This window comes from Streptomyces humidus, assembly GCF_014649655.1.
GTDB lineage: Bacteria > Actinomycetota > Actinomycetes > Streptomycetales > Streptomycetaceae > Streptomyces > Streptomyces humidus.
Genome location: NZ_BMTL01000037.1, coordinates 16,909 through 33,021, shown reverse-complemented (window position 1 = coordinate 33,021; position 16,113 = coordinate 16,909). Strand labels below are relative to the sequence as shown.

Genomic DNA, 16,113 nt, shown 5'->3' with positions numbered 1-16,113 from the left:
CGGGGCCCCGGCCGCGGTCACATCCGCCCGCCCCTCACCACCGGACACCTCTCATAACGGCCGCTCCTCATTACGGCCGCTCCCCATATCCGTCGGCTCCTCATATCTGGACGCCCGTGAGGAATTCCGAGATCAGATCCTCACGTCCGGTGATGCCGAGTTTGCGGTAGACACGTGTCAGATGCTGCTCGACCGTGCTCATCGTGATGTGCAGCCGTGCGGAGATCTCCCGGTTGGTGTGTCCGCCGACGGCCAGGCTCGCCACCCGGCGTTCGGACCCGCTGAGGTGCTCCCAGTCGGCGTGCGGTCCGGGCGGTCGGGGTGGCCCGCCGGGCGGCTCAGGCGGACCGGGCTGCCCGGGCTGCTGGGGCGGCTCCGCGGAGGCCCCCTCCACCGGGGCGTCCAGGGTGTCGTGCAGCCCGATCCGGTCCCGGGGCGGCTCCAGTCCGCAGCTCTCGGCCAGCAGCCGCGCACGGCGCAGGACGCCCGCCGCCTGCCGGGTCTGCCGGGCCTGCCGGTAGGCGTCGGCCAGGTCGAACAGGGTGCGGCACAGCTCCAGCGGGTCGCCGGCCCGGTTCAGTTCGACGGCGGCCCGGTTGAGCAGGGCGAGCCGCGCTCCGGGCTTGCCGGCCAGGCCCTGCAGACGCAGCGAGACGCCCCGGGCGCGCGGTGCGCCGTGCTGGACGAGGGACAACTGCTCCGTGGCCAGCCGGTGCCCGTGAGCCCGTTCGCCGAGTCGCAGCAGGACCTCGGCGACGTCCGTGCGCCAGGGCAGCAGGGCGGGACGGTCCGTGCCCCATCGCACGGCGACGCGGCCCACCTCGTGGAAGTCCCGCAGGGCGGAGTCGTACTGCCGGGCGGCGAGGTGGTAGAGCCCGCGGGCTCGCAGATAGTGGAGCCAGTGGACGGTGTCCGGCAGGGAGTCCGCCACCGGGCGGCTCAGCAGCCGGGCCGCCTTCGCGCGGTCGCCGCGGGCGACATGGACCGTCACCAGACGGGCGATCGCCGCCGCCTCGAAGGCCGACCGGCGACGCTGGGACAGCAGCGCGAGACAGCGGTTCGCGTCGCGCTCGGCCTCGGCCAGGTCGCCGGCGTGCAGGGCGGCCTCGGAGCGGACGGCCGCGAAGGCGGCCTCCCAGCCGGGCGCCTCCCGCACCGCCGCCTCGCCCAGGAACGTGTCGCACCAGTGCAGGGCCCGTGCCACGGCGCCGAGTCCGAGCAGCGTCCGGACGGCGTCGACGACGACGTCGAAGGTGGTGTCGGTGAGCCGGGTGATCTGCAGGAGGCCCTCGGCGCGGGTGATGTGCCGCGACTGGCGGCCCGCCGCCGGGCCGCCGAACCGGACGACGACGCCCGGGCCGTCGACGGGCGGGCGCTGGGCCGCGGGGGCAGTGCGGGCGGGGCGGCCGCCCCCGGTCTCGACGGCGGGCCGCCGACCCTGGTCCATCAGGGTGCGCGCCTGCCCCAACCGGCCGTGGGCGAGCAGCAGTTCACCGAGTCCGCCCGCGTCCGACGGATCGACCCGGCCCGTCCTGACCACCCGCAGCGCGTCGTCGACGTGGCGTTCCGCGTCGGCGACGCTGATCCGGCGGGCGACCGAGCCGAGCCTGATCTTTATCTCGGCGCGGACCAGCGGATCCTCGCCGGCGGCGTGGGCCAGTTCCAGGTAGGAGACGGCCCGGTCAGCGCCGTCCTCCAGCAGCGCCTGTTCGGCGGCCTGCCGGAGCACGCCGACCGCCCAGGCGCCGTCGGCCCGTCCCGCCCGGTGGAGGTGTTCGGCGGTCAGGGCGGGCGGGGCGCCGAAGGCGTGCAGCAGTTCGGCGGAGCGCCGGTGCAGCTCCAGCAGGCGGGAGGGCTCCAGGGAGTCCAGGACGGCCCGCTCGGCAGCCGGATGCTGGAAGGAGGCGGCGGACACGATGCCGGCCCCGCGCAACGCCTGGAGGTTCTCGGTGAGTTCGGCGGCGGAGACGTCGAGCAGGCGCGAGAGCAGGGCGGGGGTGGACTCGGCGCCGAGCACGGCCAGCCCGCCGGCGACCTCGCGCACCTTCTCTCCGCTGCGGTCCAGACACGCGGCGACGGCCCTGCCGTAGGCCTGCCCGGCTCTCGGCGCCGCCGACGGGTCGTGGGACGGCCCCGGGGAGCCCCAGGGCTCCGGCCGGGCGTCCTCCAGCAGGGCGCGCAGCAGCAGCGGGTTGCCGCCGCTGAGCTGCGTGAACCGCTCGGCCGTGTCGGCGTCGGCGACCGGGTGTCCCAGTTCGGCGAGGAAGGCGGTGACGCCCCGCACGTCGAACCGGGACAGCGGCACCCGGTCGAGGTTCGGCTGCCGGAGCAGCTCAGCCCCGAAGCCGGGGCCTGCCGGCTCGCCGACGAGCGGCCGGGTGAAGGCCAGCAGCACCGGGAGATCGCTGCAGTGCCGGGCCAGGTGGAGCAGTTGACGCAGGGAGTCGGCGTCTCCGTGATGGATGTCGTCGACCGCCACCACGACGGGCTCGCGGCGGGCGAGCGTGCGCACCTGGGTGCAGAACGTCCGCATCAGTTCGTACCAGGCGGCGTCCCGGCGGGCCTCGTCGTGGCCGTCCGCCGCGATCCTGCGGGCCACCGTGTCGCCCATGGTGTGGAAGCGGCGCACCAGGTCGTCCGGGAAGGGGGCGCCGTTGACCAGGCTGCGGATCACGCTGAGGGAGGTGCCCCTCTCCTCCGCGGTCGCGGTGGTGTGCAGAACGGTGTGCCCGAGCGACTCCACGTGCCGGACGAGCTCTCCCAGGAGCTCGGTCTTGCCGCATCCCGCCGACGCCTCGACGAGTACCGTCCGCGACCTGCCGGTGGAGCGGACCGAGTCGAACGATGCGAGAGTTCGGTCGATTTCCTTGCCTCGCCCGATCAGCACCATGAATTGTCAAGCACCCCGTATCCATCGGAACAATTCAGAGGCCGCGGCGCGCAACGGGAGGAATTAATTACTCTTGGCAGTTCACCTCTCCATAAACGCCACAAACCCGCATGATTGAATCATCCGGCCATCTCCGATGTCAACAGGCGAAAAGCTTCGGACAGGCATGGTGGAAATCCGGCCAACCGATCTGCCGGCCCGGACGGAAAGGGAAAAGACAAGTTCGCGGTAAGCGCTCAGATAGCTCAGATAACCGGGCGCGAATGCGCTGACGTCACGCGGGCGATCGCCTCGATGACCCGCGGAGCCTGCTCGTCGAGATAGAAATGCCCGCCGGGATGGCTGTGCAGCGTGAAGTCCCCGCTCGTGTGGTCCGCCCAGGCCTGCGCCTCGTCGCGGGTGACCAGGGGATCGTCCACCCCGAAGTGCGCGTGGATCGGCACCGCGAGCCGCAGCCCGCCGGTGTGCCGGTAGGTCTCGACCGCCTTGTAGTCGCTGCGCACGGCGGGCAGCACCATGCGCAGGATCTCCTCGTCCGCCAGCACCGCGGCCTGTGTCCCGCTCAGCGCCTTGAGTTCGGCGACGATCCCGTCGTCGCTGCGCAGATGCACGTTCTCGTCGCGGTGACGGGAGGGAGCGCGCCGGCCCGAGGCGAACAGTGCCAGCGGCACGACGCCCGCCTTCTCCAGCCGCGCCCCCACCTCGAACCCGAGGACGGCGCCCATGCTGTGGCCGAAGAGCACCAGTGGCCGGTCGGCCACCGGGAGCAGTGCGGCCGTCACCGCGTCCGCCAGGTCGGGGATGTTGTCGACACAGGCCTCGTGCCGCCGGTCCTGGCGACCGGGGTACTGGACGGCGAGCACGTCGACCGCGGGGGCCAGCGTGCTGGAGACCGGGAAGAAGTACGAGGCCGATCCGCCGGCGTGCGGGAGGCACACGAGCCTCGTGGCCGCGGAGGGCGCCGGGTGGAACCGTCGGATCCACAGGTTCTCGTCAACGCGGTGGGCACTCACCATGGAACCTTTCGTACAGGTGGCCGTCGGACTGCGCCCCAGGGGCCTGTCGTCTCGAGCCCCATGCTTCGTGACCCCCGGCGGCCCCGACAACCCCTATTCGAACCCGTACCCCCCTACCCGGCCGAACCGGACGGACGTCGCCCGCAGCAGCGCGTGCGCCGTCGGGCTCGGTCGGCGCGGGCGGGGCGGCGTTGGCCTTCGACGGGGACGTGCGTCCGGGGTGCGGAATAGGGGTTCCGTCGGTCGGGGCGGTCGATCAGGCTGGGAGGCACACGGCCGCCGCGGACCGGCGGGCGGGGCGGGGGGAGGGGGCTGGATTGAGTCGGCACGGACCGGACGCCCGCCTGCGCACCGCCGACCGCCGCGACACCGGCGGTCGGCCGATCACCGTCGCCACGGAAACAGCCGCCGCCACAGACACAGCCGCCGCCCCGGTCGCCGCCCGCCCCGCCATGGCCCGCTGTGCCGTGGCCCGCCCCGCCGCCGTCCGGCCCGTCGTCGTCCCGCCCTTCGCCGTCCGGCCCGGGTGGTGGTGTCCGTGAGCGTTCTCGGCGCCGCGGGCGAGGTCAACGCCGGGTTCCGGCGCCGGGTGGGGGCCGGCGCCAGGACCGTGCCGGTCGTGTTCGACCTGGCCACCCGGGCCGGCCTGGACTCCGACGCGCCCAACGCCCGAGGTCTGGTCGGCCGCTGCGGGGTGCCCGTCGACTCGATCGACGACATGCGGGTGCTGTTCGGCGGACTCCGGCTGGCGCGGATCTTCCCCACGCTGGCCGCCGACGCCTCGGCGGCCCCGCTCCTGCTCCTCTACCAGCTCGTCGCCGAGGAGCACGGCACCCCTGCCCGCCGGCTCGCCGGGGCGGTCCGCAACGACGTCTTCCGCGGTGTGCCGGACCGCGGGTCGGGCGGGCTCCCTCTGCGGTCGAGGCTGCGACTGGCCATGGACGTGGTCGCCTACGGCCTGGCCGAGCTGCCGCGCTGGCAGAGCCTCTCGGTCTGCGGCCACCGCCTGGCCGGACCGGGCGCGGACCCGGCGCTGGAGATCGCCCGCACCGTCGCGGGCGGCATCGAGTACCTGCGGGCGGCCACCGCGGCCGGCCTGGACGCGCACGCGGTGGCCGCCCGGTTCAGCATCTGCCTCACCGCGGGGGCCACCGCCCGCGAGAGCCGGGCGAAGTTACGGGCCGCACGCGGGGTCTGGGCCCGGACCACGCGCGAGCGCGTCGCACCCGGCCTGCCCGCCCCCCGGATGTACGTCCAGCACCCCCGGCTCGACCCGCCCCCCGCTCCGCACCGCCCCCGCCTGCTCGCCTCGGCCGTGGAGGACGGGGCGCTGGCTCTCCTGGCGCACACCGACCGGCAGGGCGGGGCGCTCACGCTCCTCGGGCTCGACCGGAGGGCCGGCCGCCCCGCACCCCGTCCCGCCCCGAGGGCGCACCCGGCCGCGGACGCCCTGCGGGCCCGCCAGAGCGAACGGCTGGCCAAACTGCGCGCCTGGCGGGTCCAGACCGCCGTGGACGAGGCCCTGCGCCGCCTCCACAGCGTCGCGGAGAGCGACGACAACGTTCTCTACCCCATGAAGGAGGCGCTGGCCGCGCGGGCCACCGTGGGCGAGGTCTGCGCCACCCTCCACACGGCCTGGGCCCCGGGCCTGGGCTGAACCGCGGACCGGCCCCGCTGTCGGGCGCGATCGCGGACCGGCCCCGCTCCGGCCGGCGCGCCGCGCCCTACGCCCGCTCGCGCCGCCCTACGCCCGCTCGCGCTCCTGGGTACGCACCCGCGCGGTCCGCTCCGACAGGGCGGTGCTGCCGTTCAGCTTGCGGTGTGTGCCCGGCTCGCGGGCCGGGACCGACTGCGGCGTCCGCTCGACCGGGGCCGCTCCCACGGCGACCGGTGCGCCCGCGGCGGCGGCCGCCGTGAGAGCGGACCCGGCGCGCGCCTCGGCCCGGCGCCGCCGGTAGCGCGGCGGGACGAAGGCCTCGGCCCAGCGCGGCGTGCGCGGCGTGAACCGCGGCAGCAGAAGCAGCCCCAGGCCGACCGCGCTGAGCGCCACGACGCCGAGGACGATCCACATGGACGCCGAGTTGACCGAGTAGGCCAGCGCGCCGAACGCGATCAGCGCCGACCAGAAGTACATGATCAGCACCGCGCGGCTGTGCGAGTGGCCGATCTCCAGCAGCCGGTGGTGCAGATGCCCGCGGTCCGCCGCGAACGGCGACTGGCCGCGCCAGGTGCGCCGCACGATCGCCAGGACGAGGTCGGCGGCCGGGATCGCGATGATCGTCAGCGGCATCACCAGCGGGATGTAGACCGGCACCATCTGGTGGACGGCGTTGCGCTCGGACCCCGAGAACAGCTTCATCACGTCGGGGTCGACCTGGCCCGTGATGCTGATCGCGCCCGCGGCCAGCACCAGCCCGATCAGCATCGAGCCCGAGTCACCCATGAAGATCCGCGCGGGGTGCATGTTGTGCGGCAGGAAGCCCAGGCACATGCCCATCAGGATCGCCGCGAACAGCGTCGCCGGGGCGGCGGCCTCGATGCCGTACGAGTACCAGATGCGGTAGGCGTACATGAAGAACGCGGCCGCCGCGATGCACACCATGCCGGCGGCGAGGCCGTCGAGGCCGTCCACGAAGTTCACCGCGTTGATGGTGATGACGACCAGCGCCACCGTGAGCAGGGTGCCCTGCCACTGGGTCAGCGCGACCGTGCCCACGAGCGGGATGGGCAGCCACAGGATCGTCAGCCCCTGCATGACCATGACGCCGGCGGCGATCATCTGGCCGCCCAGCTTGATCAGCGCGTCGATCTCGAACTTGTCGTCCAGGACGCCGATCAGCCAGATCAGCGCCGCTCCCGAGAGCAGGGCGCGCGGCTCGTTCGACTTCTCGAAGACCTCGTTGAGGTTGGTCAGGTGGTCGGCGACCAGCAGCCCGGCGCACAGACCGAAGAACATGGCGATCCCGCCGAGCCGCGGAGTGGGTTCCCGGTGCACGTCACGGGCCCTGATCTCCGGCATCGCCCCGGCCACGATCGCGAACTTGCGCACCGGCCCTGTCAGCAGATACGTCACCGCGGCCGTGATGCAGAGCGTCAGCAGGTATTCACGCACAGGCTTCCCCACAGGTCTCGCTGGCCATCTCAGTCCCACACCCTAGCGATCGTCTGCCGCACGGCGCATATGTGTGAGGACTGCCGGGTAGTGACGATGGTTTCACGTGAGTCTGTGCGCAGGGGTGCACGGGGGGTGCGCGAGCGGGTGCGCACGGGCCACGCCTACCCCGGTTCAGCCCGGATACGGCGGAAACGCGTGGGTGAGTTCGCGCACCTCCTCGCGGGCCTTCCGGCCCTCGATGTCACCCCGCAGCACCCCCGCCAGCAGCGCCGCGATCCGTCTGGTCTCCTGCTCCCCCATGCCCTGCGTGGTGAGCGCGGCGGTGCCCAGGCGCAGGCCGCGGGCGTGCGCGTGCGGCAGGGCGCAGCAGTCCAGCACCATCCCGGCGGCCGCGAGCAGTCCCCGCGCGTCACGGCCGTCGACGCCGAGGGGGGCAGGGTCGGCGGTGATGAGATGGGTGTCGGTCCCGCCGGTCGTGACGGTCAGCCCCTCGCTCTCCAGAGCGGCGGCGAGCACTCTCGCGTTGGCGACCACCTGGTGGGCGTACACACGGAACGCCGGTGTCGCCGCCTCGCCGAACGCGACCGCCTTCGCGGCGACGGTGTGCATCTGCGCGCCGCCCTGGGTGAACGGGTACACGGCGCGGTCCACCCGCTCGGCCAGGTCGCCGCCGCAGAGGATCATTCCGCCGCGCGGTCCGCGCAGCACCTTGTGCGTCGTGGCGCAGACGATGTCGGCGTACGGCACCGGGCTGGGCGCCGCTCCCCCGGCGACGAGACCGATCGGGTGGGCGGCGTCGGCGATGAGGTAGGCGCCGACCTCGTCGGCCACCTCGCGGAAGAAGGCGTGGTCGATGTGGCGGGGGTAGGCGATGGACCCGCACACGATCGCCTTGGGCCGGTGGCTCCGGGCCAGCGCCCGGACCTGCTCGTGGTCGATGAGGCCGCTCTCCGCGTCCACCCCGTAGGGGACGAAGTCGAACCAGCGCCCGGAGAAGTTGGCGGGCGAGCCGTGGGTGAGGTGCCCGCCGTGGGGCAGCCCGAGCGCGAGGACGGTGTCGCCGGGCCGCAGCAGCGCCGCGTAGGCCGCCAGCACGGCCGAGGACCCCGAGTGGGCCTGGACGTTGGCGTGCTCGGCCCCGAACAGCGCCTTGGCGCGGTCCACGGCGATGCGTTCGGCGACGTCGACGATCTCGCAGCCGCCGTGGTGGCGGGCCCCCGGATACCCCTCCGCGTACTTGTTGACGAGCGGCGAGCCCAGCGCGGCCAGCACGGCCGGCGAGGTGAAGTTCTCGGCGGCGATCAGTTGCAGCGTCGACGCCTGCCGCTCCCGTTCCCCGAGCAGGATCTCGGCCAGCTCGGGGTCCTGTCGGCGCAGGACGTCGGCCTCGGGGACATGGGTGACCGACATGGTGCGCTCCGGGGCGTCGACGGTGACGTACGTCCAATGTAGGCCCGGCACGGACAGCACGCGCGGTCTCGACGCCCGGTCGGGATCACCCGGTGAGGCCCGGCGCGACCCCCGGCACCCGACGGCTCAGCGCGAAGGAACCCCGCACCATGTGCGGTCACGGCGGACCCCCGGCGCGGCGCCCCCGTCCGGACCCGCCGCACACGTCCTCCGCGCCCTCCGCGTCCTCCAGGGGGCCCGGCGGACGCCGCGACGACTACGGCGCCCGGTGCGGCCCCGCCGGCCCGCCCGGGGCATGACGCGGCCGCGGCTTCCCTGGCCGAACGCGCCCCGGCCCGGTTCCGCCGCCCTCTGCTCCCACGTCCGCCCGGAGACCTCCGGTGAACGCCGGCGACACGGCTCGGCGCACGGCGCCGTCCCGGCGGAGCGGGACGCGAGCGCACGGCCAGGGCGGCGCGCGCCGTTCTCGCGCAGTGCGCACAGCTCCGGGGTTCTCGGTGCCGGGCGGGGTGCGGCCGCGTCCGTGTCAGGCGCGCGCGGGCACGCCTGTCAGGGCCGTGACGACCGGATCCAGGGCCTGGTGTATCTCGTCGCCGATCGAGCGGAAGAACGGCAGGGGCGCCCCGTAGGGGTCGTAGACCTCGTCCGCCTCCAGGGTCGGGGCCAGGAGCCACCCGCGTAGAGCCGCCGCCGCGCGGACCAGGGCCCGCGCGCGCATCACCACGCCCTCGTCCACCGGGGGGAGGGTGGCCGGGTCGATCGCGTTCACCAGCCGGGTGAACTCCTTCAGGGTGAAGGTGCGCAGACCCGCCGAGTGGCCCATGGAGATGACCTGGGCGCGGTGGTCGCGGGTCGCCGTCAGGACCAGGTCGGCCATGATGACGTGCTCGTCGAGCAGCTCGCGGCCGGTGAACCCGGTGGCGTCCGCGCCGAAGTCGGCCAGCACGGTCTCCGCGTTGGCCTCCATCGGCGCGCCCTCGTGGCCCCAGGTGCCCGCGCTCTCCACGATCAGCCCGCCGCCCAGCACCCCGAGCCTCTGCGACACGAAATGCCGGGTCAGCCGCTCGGTGATGGGCGAGCGGCAGACGTTGCCGGTGCTGACGTGGAGGATGCGGAAGGTGTCGCGCGGAAACCCGAACGTCGTCGTCTGCTCCGCGGCACGTTCCCCGTTGCCTATGCCACGCCCCGCGTCAGGGGCTGTCAATTCGCCACCTCGAGGTCGGGTACGACCTTCCGCAGCTCGTCCGCGGAGATCGCGCCCGCCCGCAGCAGCCGCGGCACGGCACGGCTGACGTCGACGATCGAGGAGGGCACGTTGCCGGGGGTCGGGCCGCCGTCGAGGTAGACGGAGACCGAGTCGCCGAGCATCTCCTGCGCGCGATCGCAGTTCTCCGGCGCGGGATGACCGGTGAGGTTCGCCGAGGAGACCGCCATCGGGCCGACCTCCGTGAGCAGCTCGATGGCGACCGGGTGCAGCGGCATCCGGACGGCGACCGTGCCGCGGGTGTCGCCCAGGTCCCACTGCAGGGACGGCTGGTGCTTGGCGACGAGCGTGAGCGCGCCCGGCCAGAAGGCGTCGACCAGTTCCCAGGCGAGCTCGGAGAAGTCCGTGACGAGCCCGTGCAACGTGTTCGGGGAGCCGATGAGGACGGGCGTGGGCATGTTGCGGCCCCGGCCCTTGGCATCGAGGAGGTCGGCGACGGCCTCCGAGGAGAACGCGTCGGCCCCGATCCCGTACACGGTGTCGGTCGGGAGGACCACGAGTTCGCCACGGCGGACGGCGGACGCGGCCTCGCGCAGACCGGTCACACGGTCGGTCGCGTCGTTGGTGTCGTATCGCCGTGCCATTTAGCGAGCCTCCTCGTACACGAAGTACCTCTGCGCGTATGGGTGCGCGTCCTGCTGCGGGTCGAAAGTACCGGGGCCGACGCTCACGGCATCGCCCTGCGGGCGGTGGCGAAGCGCGGCCGGTTGTTGAGGTCGGGGTGGTCGGCCGCGTCGGCCCAGCCCCGCTCCTCGGTGAAGATCCACGGCACCTGGCCGCCCTGGGTGTCGGCGTGCTCGATGACGACGACGCCGCCCGGGCGCAGCAGCCGGTGCGCGGTGCGCTCGATGCCGCGGATCAGGTCGAGGCCGTCCTCGCCGGAGAACAGGGCGAGTTCGGGATCGTAGTCCCGGGCCTCGGGAGCGACGTACTCCCACTCGGTGAGCGGGATGTACGGCGGGTTGGAGACGACCAGGTCGACCTGCCCGTCGAGGTCGCGGAAGGCGTCCAGGGCGTCTCCCTGGCGCAGGTCGACCCTGGACCCCTCCATGTTCTTGCGCGTCCACCGCAGGGCGTCCTCGGACAGCTCCACGGCGTGCACGCGGGAGCGCGGCACCTCCTGGGCGAGGGCGAGCGCGATGGCGCCGCTGCCGGTGCACAGGTCGACGATCCGGGGCTCGACGACGTCCATGGCGCGTACGGCGTCTATGGCCCAGCCGACGACCGACTCGGTCTCGGGACGCGGCACGAACACCCCGGGGCCGACCTGGAGTTCCAGGTACCGGAAGAAGGCCCGTCCGGTGATGTGCTGGAGCGGCTCGCGCTGCTCGCGCCGGGCGATGACCTCCCAGTAGCGGGCGTCGAAGTCGGAGTCCTGCACGGAGTGGAGCTGGCCGCGCTTCACGCCGTGCACGAACGCGGCGAGCTCCTCCGCGTCGTTGCGCGGCGAGGGCACGCCGGCGTCGGCCAGCCGCTGGGTGGCCTGAGCTACCTCAGCGAGCAGCAGACTGCGAGGGCTTGGGGGGCGTCCCCCAAATGATTGCTGCACGCGCGTCCTCCGTGTCGTACTCGTCGTGCGTCCGTCCTGCACCGCCTACGCGGCTGCGAGCTTGGCGGCCGAGTCCGCGTCGACGCAGGCCTGGATCACCGCGTCGAGGTCGCCGTCCAGGACCTGGTCCAGGTTGTACGACTTGAAGCCGACCCGGTGGTCCGAGATGCGGTTCTCCGGGTAGTTGTACGTGCGGATCTTCTCGGAGCGGTCGACGGTGCGGACCTGGCTGCGGCGGGCGTCGGCGGCCTCCCGCTCGGCTTCCTCCTGCGCCGCCGCCAGCAGCCTGGAGCGCAGGATACGCATCGCCTGCTCCTTGTTCTGCAGCTGGCTCTTCTCGTTCTGGCAGGAGGCGACGACCCCGGTGGGGATGTGCGTGATGCGCACGGCGGAGTCGGTGGTGTTGACCGACTGCCCGCCGGGGCCGGAGGACCGGTACACGTCGATGCGCAGATCGTTCGCGTTGATCTCGACGTCGACCTCCTCGGCCTCGGGCGTCACGAGCACCCCGGCGGCGGAGGTGTGGATCCGCCCCTGGGACTCGGTCGCGGGCACCCGCTGCACCCGGTGCACGCCGCCCTCGTACTTCAGCCGCGCCCACACGCCCTGTCCGGGCTCGGTGGCGCCCTGGCCGCCCTTGGTCTTCACGGCGACCTGGACGTCCTTGTAGCCGCCCAGCTCGGACTCGGTGGCGTCGATGATCTCGGTCTTCCAGCCGACGCGCTCCGCGTAGCGCAGGTACATCCGCAGCAGGTCGCCGGCGAACAGGGCGGACTCGTCGCCGCCCGCGCCGGCCTTGATCTCGAGGATGACGTCCTTGTCGTCGGACGGGTCCCGGGGCACGAGCAGCAGCCGCAGCTTCTCGGTGAGCTGCTCGCGCTGCTTCTCCAGCTCCTTGACCTCGGCCGCGAAGTCGGGGTCGTCGGCGGCGAGTTCGCGCGCGGTCTCGGCGTCCTCGCCGGTCTGCTTCCAGGAGCGGTACGTGCCGACGATGGGGGTCAGCTCGGCGTAGCGCTTGTTCAGCTTGCGCGCGTTGGCCTGGTCGGCGTGGACCGACGGGTCGGCGAGCTTCTTCTCCAGGTCGGCGTGCTCTCCGAGCAACTCCTCGACGGCCTCGAACATGGTGGGCTCCTGAATGACGAACGGGGGGAAGGGCGGGCGACCAAAAACGCCGGTCCCGGCGTGCCCCCGGGCGGGGACACTGCCGTGGACCGGCGAAGAGGGGCTCGCTACTTCTTGGAGCCGGCGGCGGCCTTGCCGAAGCGGGCCTCGAAGCGGGCCACACGGCCACCGGTGTCGAGGATCTTCTGCTTGCCCGTGTAGAACGGGTGGCACTCGGAGCAGACGTCGGCGCGGATGTTGCCGCCCTCGATCGTGCTGCGGGTGGTGAACGACGCGCCACAGGTGCAGCTGACCTGCGTCTCGACGTACTCGGGGTGAATGTCGCGCTTCAAGGTGTCTCCTAGTTTCGGGAGGGCGCCGGGTCGCTGCCGCGGGATACGGCGAGCGTGAACCGGAGCCGACGTACCAGTCTGCCAGGACTGGCCGCATCCCCCAAAACCGGGGGGTGGGGCGATCTATTCCCGGCGGCCCGCCGGGACCGGCCGGCCCCTGCGCCCCCGCGTCCCCGACGCCGTCAGGACGACGCCGGGATGCCGGCAGGAGACGTCAGGACGCGGTCACGACCCCGGCCGCCTCGCCCGTCGCGTTGCCCGTGGTGGCCGCCTTCGGGATGGGCCGGTCGTTCTTCAGGGCCGCCCAGACCTGCTTGGCCTTCGCCTCCGAGACGAGGACCCGGTTGGGGTTGGACGGGTCGTACAGGACCGGCATCGTGACCATGTTCATGTGGTCGGCGCTGATGCCCTTGAGTCCGTTCGCGAACGACATCAGCGACTTGAGCGAGCCGAGGTGGGAGTCGGTCGTGACGGCCTTGGTGGCGGTGTCGGCGAGGTCGTACAGCTTGGGGCCGCCGGTGAGGAGGCCGACGTGTCCGACCTGGCTGACGAGGGCCTTGACGAAGGCCTGCTGGAGCTGGATGCGCCCGAGGTCGGAACCGTCGCCGACGCCGTGCCGGGTGCGGACCAGGCCGAGGGCCTGTTCGCCGTCGAGGGTGTGCGTGCCGGCCTTGAGGTCCAGATGGCTGTCGGGGTCCTTGATGGCCTTGGTGGTGGTGACCGGGACTCCGCCGAGTTCGTCGATGAGCTTCTCGAAGCCGGAGAAGTCGACTTCGAGATAGTGGTCCATGCGGACGCCGCTGATCGACTCGACCGTCTTCACGGCGCAGGCGGCGCCGCCCGTCGAGTACGCCGAGTTGAACATCACGCCGTGCGCGGCGTCGTGCGTGACGCCCCTGGCGTCCGTGCAGGCGGGGCGGTCGATGAGGGTGTCGCGCGGAACGGAGACCACGCTCGCCTTCTTGTGGCCCTTGTACACGTGGATGATCATCGCCGTGTCGGCGCGGGCGCTGCCGTCGTCGGCGCCGCCGCCCAGCTTCTTGTTGGCGCCGGAGCGGGTGTCCGAGCCGAGGACCAGGATGTTCTCGGAGCCGTTGTCGGCCTTGGTGGGCCGGTCCGTGCCCAGCGCCTGGTCGATGTCGACGCTCTTGATGTTGCCGTTGAGCTTGAAGTACAGGTAGCCCGCTCCGGTGCCGCCCAGCACCACGATGCCCGCGGCGGTCCATGCGGCGACCAGCAGCCCCTTGCGCCTGCCCCGCTGTCTGCGGTGGCGCGGGCCCTTGCTGCCGTCGGCCCCGCTCGTCGTGCCGGTCTCACCCGGTATGCCGGGCTCCGGCGTGCTCTCGGCGGACACATCGCTCCTTCTGTCGCGCGACCTCACTATCGTCACTCCCCCAGGACAGACGGGGAAACTCGGGACAGGGTTGCACAACGCTCCGTGCCCGGTCCGCAGCGGACCGGGCACGGAGCGTGACGCAGGTGAGCGAGGAGTACCGCGCTCACCTGCGGTTTTCGGCCGGACTCAGCCGAAGATGTCGTACTGCTGGAAACCCGTCCCGAGTGAGACCCTTGTGGCAAAGATCGCACTCGTGGCGCTTCCGGTGCCCTTGTACAGGTACAGGGTGCCGCCGGGGGTGCGGGCCACCAGGTCGGCCTTGCCGTCGCTGTTCAGGTCGCCCACCGTGTCGAAGGCGTTGTACGTCGTGTTGGTCCAGGTCGCGACCTTGAGAGCGGGCTGGAGGACGGCCGTGCCGAGCACGCCGCGGCCCCGGTACAGGTACACGGCGCCGGTGCTCTTGTTGCGCGCGAGCAGGTCCGTCACGCCGTCGCCGTTGAAGTCGCCGTGACCGCGCACCACGTTGAAGTTGTTCCAGCCCGCGCCGATCTTGAGCGGGCTGCCGAAGCTTCCGTTGCCCTTGCCCGGGTACAGCCACAGCACGCCCGCGGAGTCCACCGCCAGCATGTCGGGCAGGTAGTCGCCCGTCATGTCGCCGGGGGCGACGATGCTCAGGCGGGTCTTCCAGTTGTCGCCGATCAGCTTGGTCGCCCAGGTGTCGGTGGAGGGCAGGTAGTGCTGCCAGAAGACGTCGCCGTCCGACGTCCGGCGCACCAGCAGGTCCTGGTAGCCGTCCCGGTCCAGGTCGGTCTGCAGGACGAGGTTGTAGGCGCTGAAGGAGCCCCAGGACTGGCGCGCGGCGAGCGAGGTGGCCTTGGAGTCGAGCTCGTAGCCGGTCTTGGTGGAGGCGTTGCGCACCCACAGGTCGGCGAGGTGGTCACCGTTGAGGTTGGTGTCCGCGACACGCGGGTAGGCGGTGCCGACGTAGGTCGAGACCTTGGTGAACACGCTGTACGCGCCGCTCTCGACGCAGTCCTTCACGCCCCAGGAGACGACGCCCACGATCCGGTCCTCGCCGGCCGCGTTCCTGACGATCAGCGGACCGCCGGAGTCGCCGTTGCAGGCGGAGGTGGTGCCCGTGTCGCTGCCGGTGGCGGGGTCGCCCGCGCACACGTTGTGGCCCTTGACGAAGTCGGCGCCGTAGTAGTCCGCGCAGGCGGTGTCCGACCGGATCGGCAGCGTGGCCGTCTTCAGCACGTCGGAGATGTCCTGCGTGGCGGAGCTGGTGCGGCCCCACCCGAAGAGCTTGGCCTGGGTGCCGGCGGCGTACGACGCGGTGTCGGCGGCCGTCGTCATGCGGATCGGCGTGGCCTTGACCGGGTTCGGCAGGGTCAGGACGGCGATGTCGTTGTCGATCGTCGACGGGCTGTACGACGGGTGGTTCCACTGGCGCCAGACGCCGCTGAGGTTGCCGCCGTGCAGGTCGGTGATGTTGCCGCTGCTGTCGAAGGCCGGCAGCTGCGAGGTGCCGGTGATGACGGTGCCGTGGGAGTACCAGCTGTAGTTCTTGCCGGTCTCGTCCCTGAGGCAGTGCGCGGCGGTGAGGATCTTCGTCGGCGACACGACCGTGCCGCCGCAGAAGAAGCCGATGTCGTCGCTGGTGGTCGCGGTGCCGCGGTCGTCGCCGTACCAGAGCTGCGCCATCCACGGGGCCGTGGTGATGGTCGTCGTGGTGCCGCCGATGATCTTCGGGTCGACGGTGGCGGTCGCGGTGCCAGCGCTCGCGCTCAGCGACGACTTGCCCGTTTCGCCCGGCGTGTCGTCACCGGCCACGGCGATGGCGAGGCGGTCCATGAGCTGCTCGGCCGACGGCGCGCCGTGTGCGGGCCTCGGAGGCGCCGTGACGGCCGAGGCGGACGAGGTCAGCAGCGCACCGGCGACGGCCGCGGCCAGCCCTGCCGCGGCGACGGGCAGGGCTATGCGCAGCTTGCGTCTGTGCCGACGGCCCCCGGACGTGGGTGTACCCACTCGGTCCCCCCCTAGGGATCAGGAATCAGATTCGTCACGGGCTCGAACAGC

At 72.6% G+C, this 16,113-nt stretch carries 13 protein-coding genes; 2 read left to right on the top strand and 11 right to left on the bottom strand.

The features are described 5' to 3' along the window. Positions 1 to 100 precede the first annotated feature (100 nt). Positions 101 to 2,890, bottom strand: a complete 2,790-nt coding sequence (locus tag IE239_RS33560; RefSeq protein ID WP_190153237.1) for a LuxR family transcriptional regulator — start codon at positions 2,888 to 2,890, stop codon at positions 101 to 103. Between the two features lie 245 nt (positions 2,891 to 3,135). After that, positions 3,136 to 3,906, bottom strand: coding sequence for a thioesterase II family protein (locus IE239_RS33555; protein ID WP_229878519.1), 771 nt, complete (start codon positions 3,904 to 3,906; stop codon positions 3,136 to 3,138). A gap of 317 nt (positions 3,907 to 4,223) precedes the next feature. On the opposite strand from IE239_RS33555, the gene IE239_RS33550 reads away from it, so the two are divergent. Together IE239_RS33550 and IE239_RS33545 are read left to right on the top strand one after the other, a co-directional pair. Continuing rightward, positions 4,224 to 4,448, top strand: coding sequence for a hypothetical protein (locus IE239_RS33550; protein WP_190153236.1), 225 nt, complete (start codon positions 4,224 to 4,226; stop codon positions 4,446 to 4,448). Further along, positions 4,445 to 5,563 (top strand): methylmalonyl-CoA mutase family protein, encoded by a 1,119-nt coding sequence (locus IE239_RS33545; protein ID WP_229878518.1) that lies wholly within the window; start codon positions 4,445 to 4,447, stop codon positions 5,561 to 5,563. The genes IE239_RS33550 and IE239_RS33545 overlap by 4 nt, the downstream gene beginning before the upstream one ends. An 87-nt stretch (positions 5,564 to 5,650) precedes the next feature. Here the strand turns inward: IE239_RS33545 and IE239_RS33540 are convergent, their stop codons facing one another. The 9 genes from IE239_RS33540 to IE239_RS33500 form a co-directional block, all read right to left on the bottom strand. Next, complete coding sequence (locus IE239_RS33540; RefSeq protein WP_190153234.1) at positions 5,651 to 7,018, bottom strand: MraY family glycosyltransferase; 1,368 nt, start codon at positions 7,016 to 7,018, stop codon at positions 5,651 to 5,653. Positions 7,019 to 7,192: 174 nt separating this feature from the next. Beyond that, positions 7,193 to 8,431, bottom strand: coding sequence for a serine hydroxymethyltransferase (glyA, locus tag IE239_RS33535; RefSeq protein ID WP_190153290.1), 1,239 nt, complete (start codon positions 8,429 to 8,431; stop codon positions 7,193 to 7,195). A gap of 526 nt (positions 8,432 to 8,957) precedes the next feature. Continuing rightward, on the bottom strand, positions 8,958 to 9,635 hold the full coding sequence (locus tag IE239_RS33530; RefSeq protein WP_190153233.1) for an arsenate reductase/protein-tyrosine-phosphatase family protein: 678 nt from the start codon (positions 9,633 to 9,635) through the stop codon (positions 8,958 to 8,960). Beyond that, the gene (locus IE239_RS33525; protein ID WP_190153232.1) at positions 9,632 to 10,279 is read right to left on the bottom strand and encodes an L-threonylcarbamoyladenylate synthase; all 648 of its coding nucleotides are present in this window, start codon (positions 10,277 to 10,279) and stop codon (positions 9,632 to 9,634) included. The genes IE239_RS33530 and IE239_RS33525 overlap by 4 nt, the downstream gene beginning before the upstream one ends. 83 nt (positions 10,280 to 10,362) lie before the next feature. Then, on the bottom strand, positions 10,363 to 11,202 hold the full coding sequence (gene prmC, locus IE239_RS33520) for a peptide chain release factor N(5)-glutamine methyltransferase (protein ID WP_069770011.1): 840 nt from the start codon (positions 11,200 to 11,202) through the stop codon (positions 10,363 to 10,365). Between the two features lie 87 nt (positions 11,203 to 11,289). After that, the gene (prfA, locus tag IE239_RS33515) at positions 11,290 to 12,366 is read right to left on the bottom strand and encodes a peptide chain release factor 1 (protein WP_190153231.1); all 1,077 of its coding nucleotides are present in this window, start codon (positions 12,364 to 12,366) and stop codon (positions 11,290 to 11,292) included. Between the two features lie 107 nt (positions 12,367 to 12,473). Next, positions 12,474 to 12,698 carry a 50S ribosomal protein L31 gene (gene rpmE, locus IE239_RS33510; RefSeq protein WP_069769943.1) on the bottom strand — a complete coding sequence of 75 codons (225 nt, stop codon included), beginning with the start codon at positions 12,696 to 12,698 and terminating at the stop codon, positions 12,474 to 12,476. Between the two features lie 214 nt (positions 12,699 to 12,912). Next, positions 12,913 to 14,052, bottom strand: coding sequence for an LCP family protein (locus tag IE239_RS33505; RefSeq protein ID WP_190153230.1), 1,140 nt, complete (start codon positions 14,050 to 14,052; stop codon positions 12,913 to 12,915). A 168-nt stretch (positions 14,053 to 14,220) separates the two neighbouring features. Then, positions 14,221 to 16,062, bottom strand: a complete 1,842-nt coding sequence (locus tag IE239_RS33500) for a trypsin-like serine protease (protein WP_229878517.1) — start codon at positions 16,060 to 16,062, stop codon at positions 14,221 to 14,223. Positions 16,063 to 16,113: the final 51 nt, after the last annotated feature.

Excerpts from the sequence above, each read along its gene's own strand:
- IE239_RS33560 (WP_190153237.1), bottom strand. The coding sequence starts at position 2,890 with ATGGTGCTGATCGGGCGAGGCAAGGAAATCGACCGAACTCTCGCATCG.
- IE239_RS33555 (WP_229878519.1), bottom strand. The coding sequence starts at position 3,906 with ATGGTGAGTGCCCACCGCGTTGACGAGAACCTGTGGATCCGACGGTTC.
- glyA (WP_190153290.1), bottom strand. The coding sequence starts at position 8,431 with ATGTCGGTCACCCATGTCCCCGAGGCCGACGTCCTGCGCCGACAGGAC.
- IE239_RS33525 (WP_190153232.1), bottom strand. The coding sequence starts at position 10,279 with ATGGCACGGCGATACGACACCAACGACGCGACCGACCGTGTGACCGGT.
- prfA (WP_190153231.1), bottom strand. The coding sequence starts at position 12,366 with ATGTTCGAGGCCGTCGAGGAGTTGCTCGGAGAGCACGCCGACCTGGAG.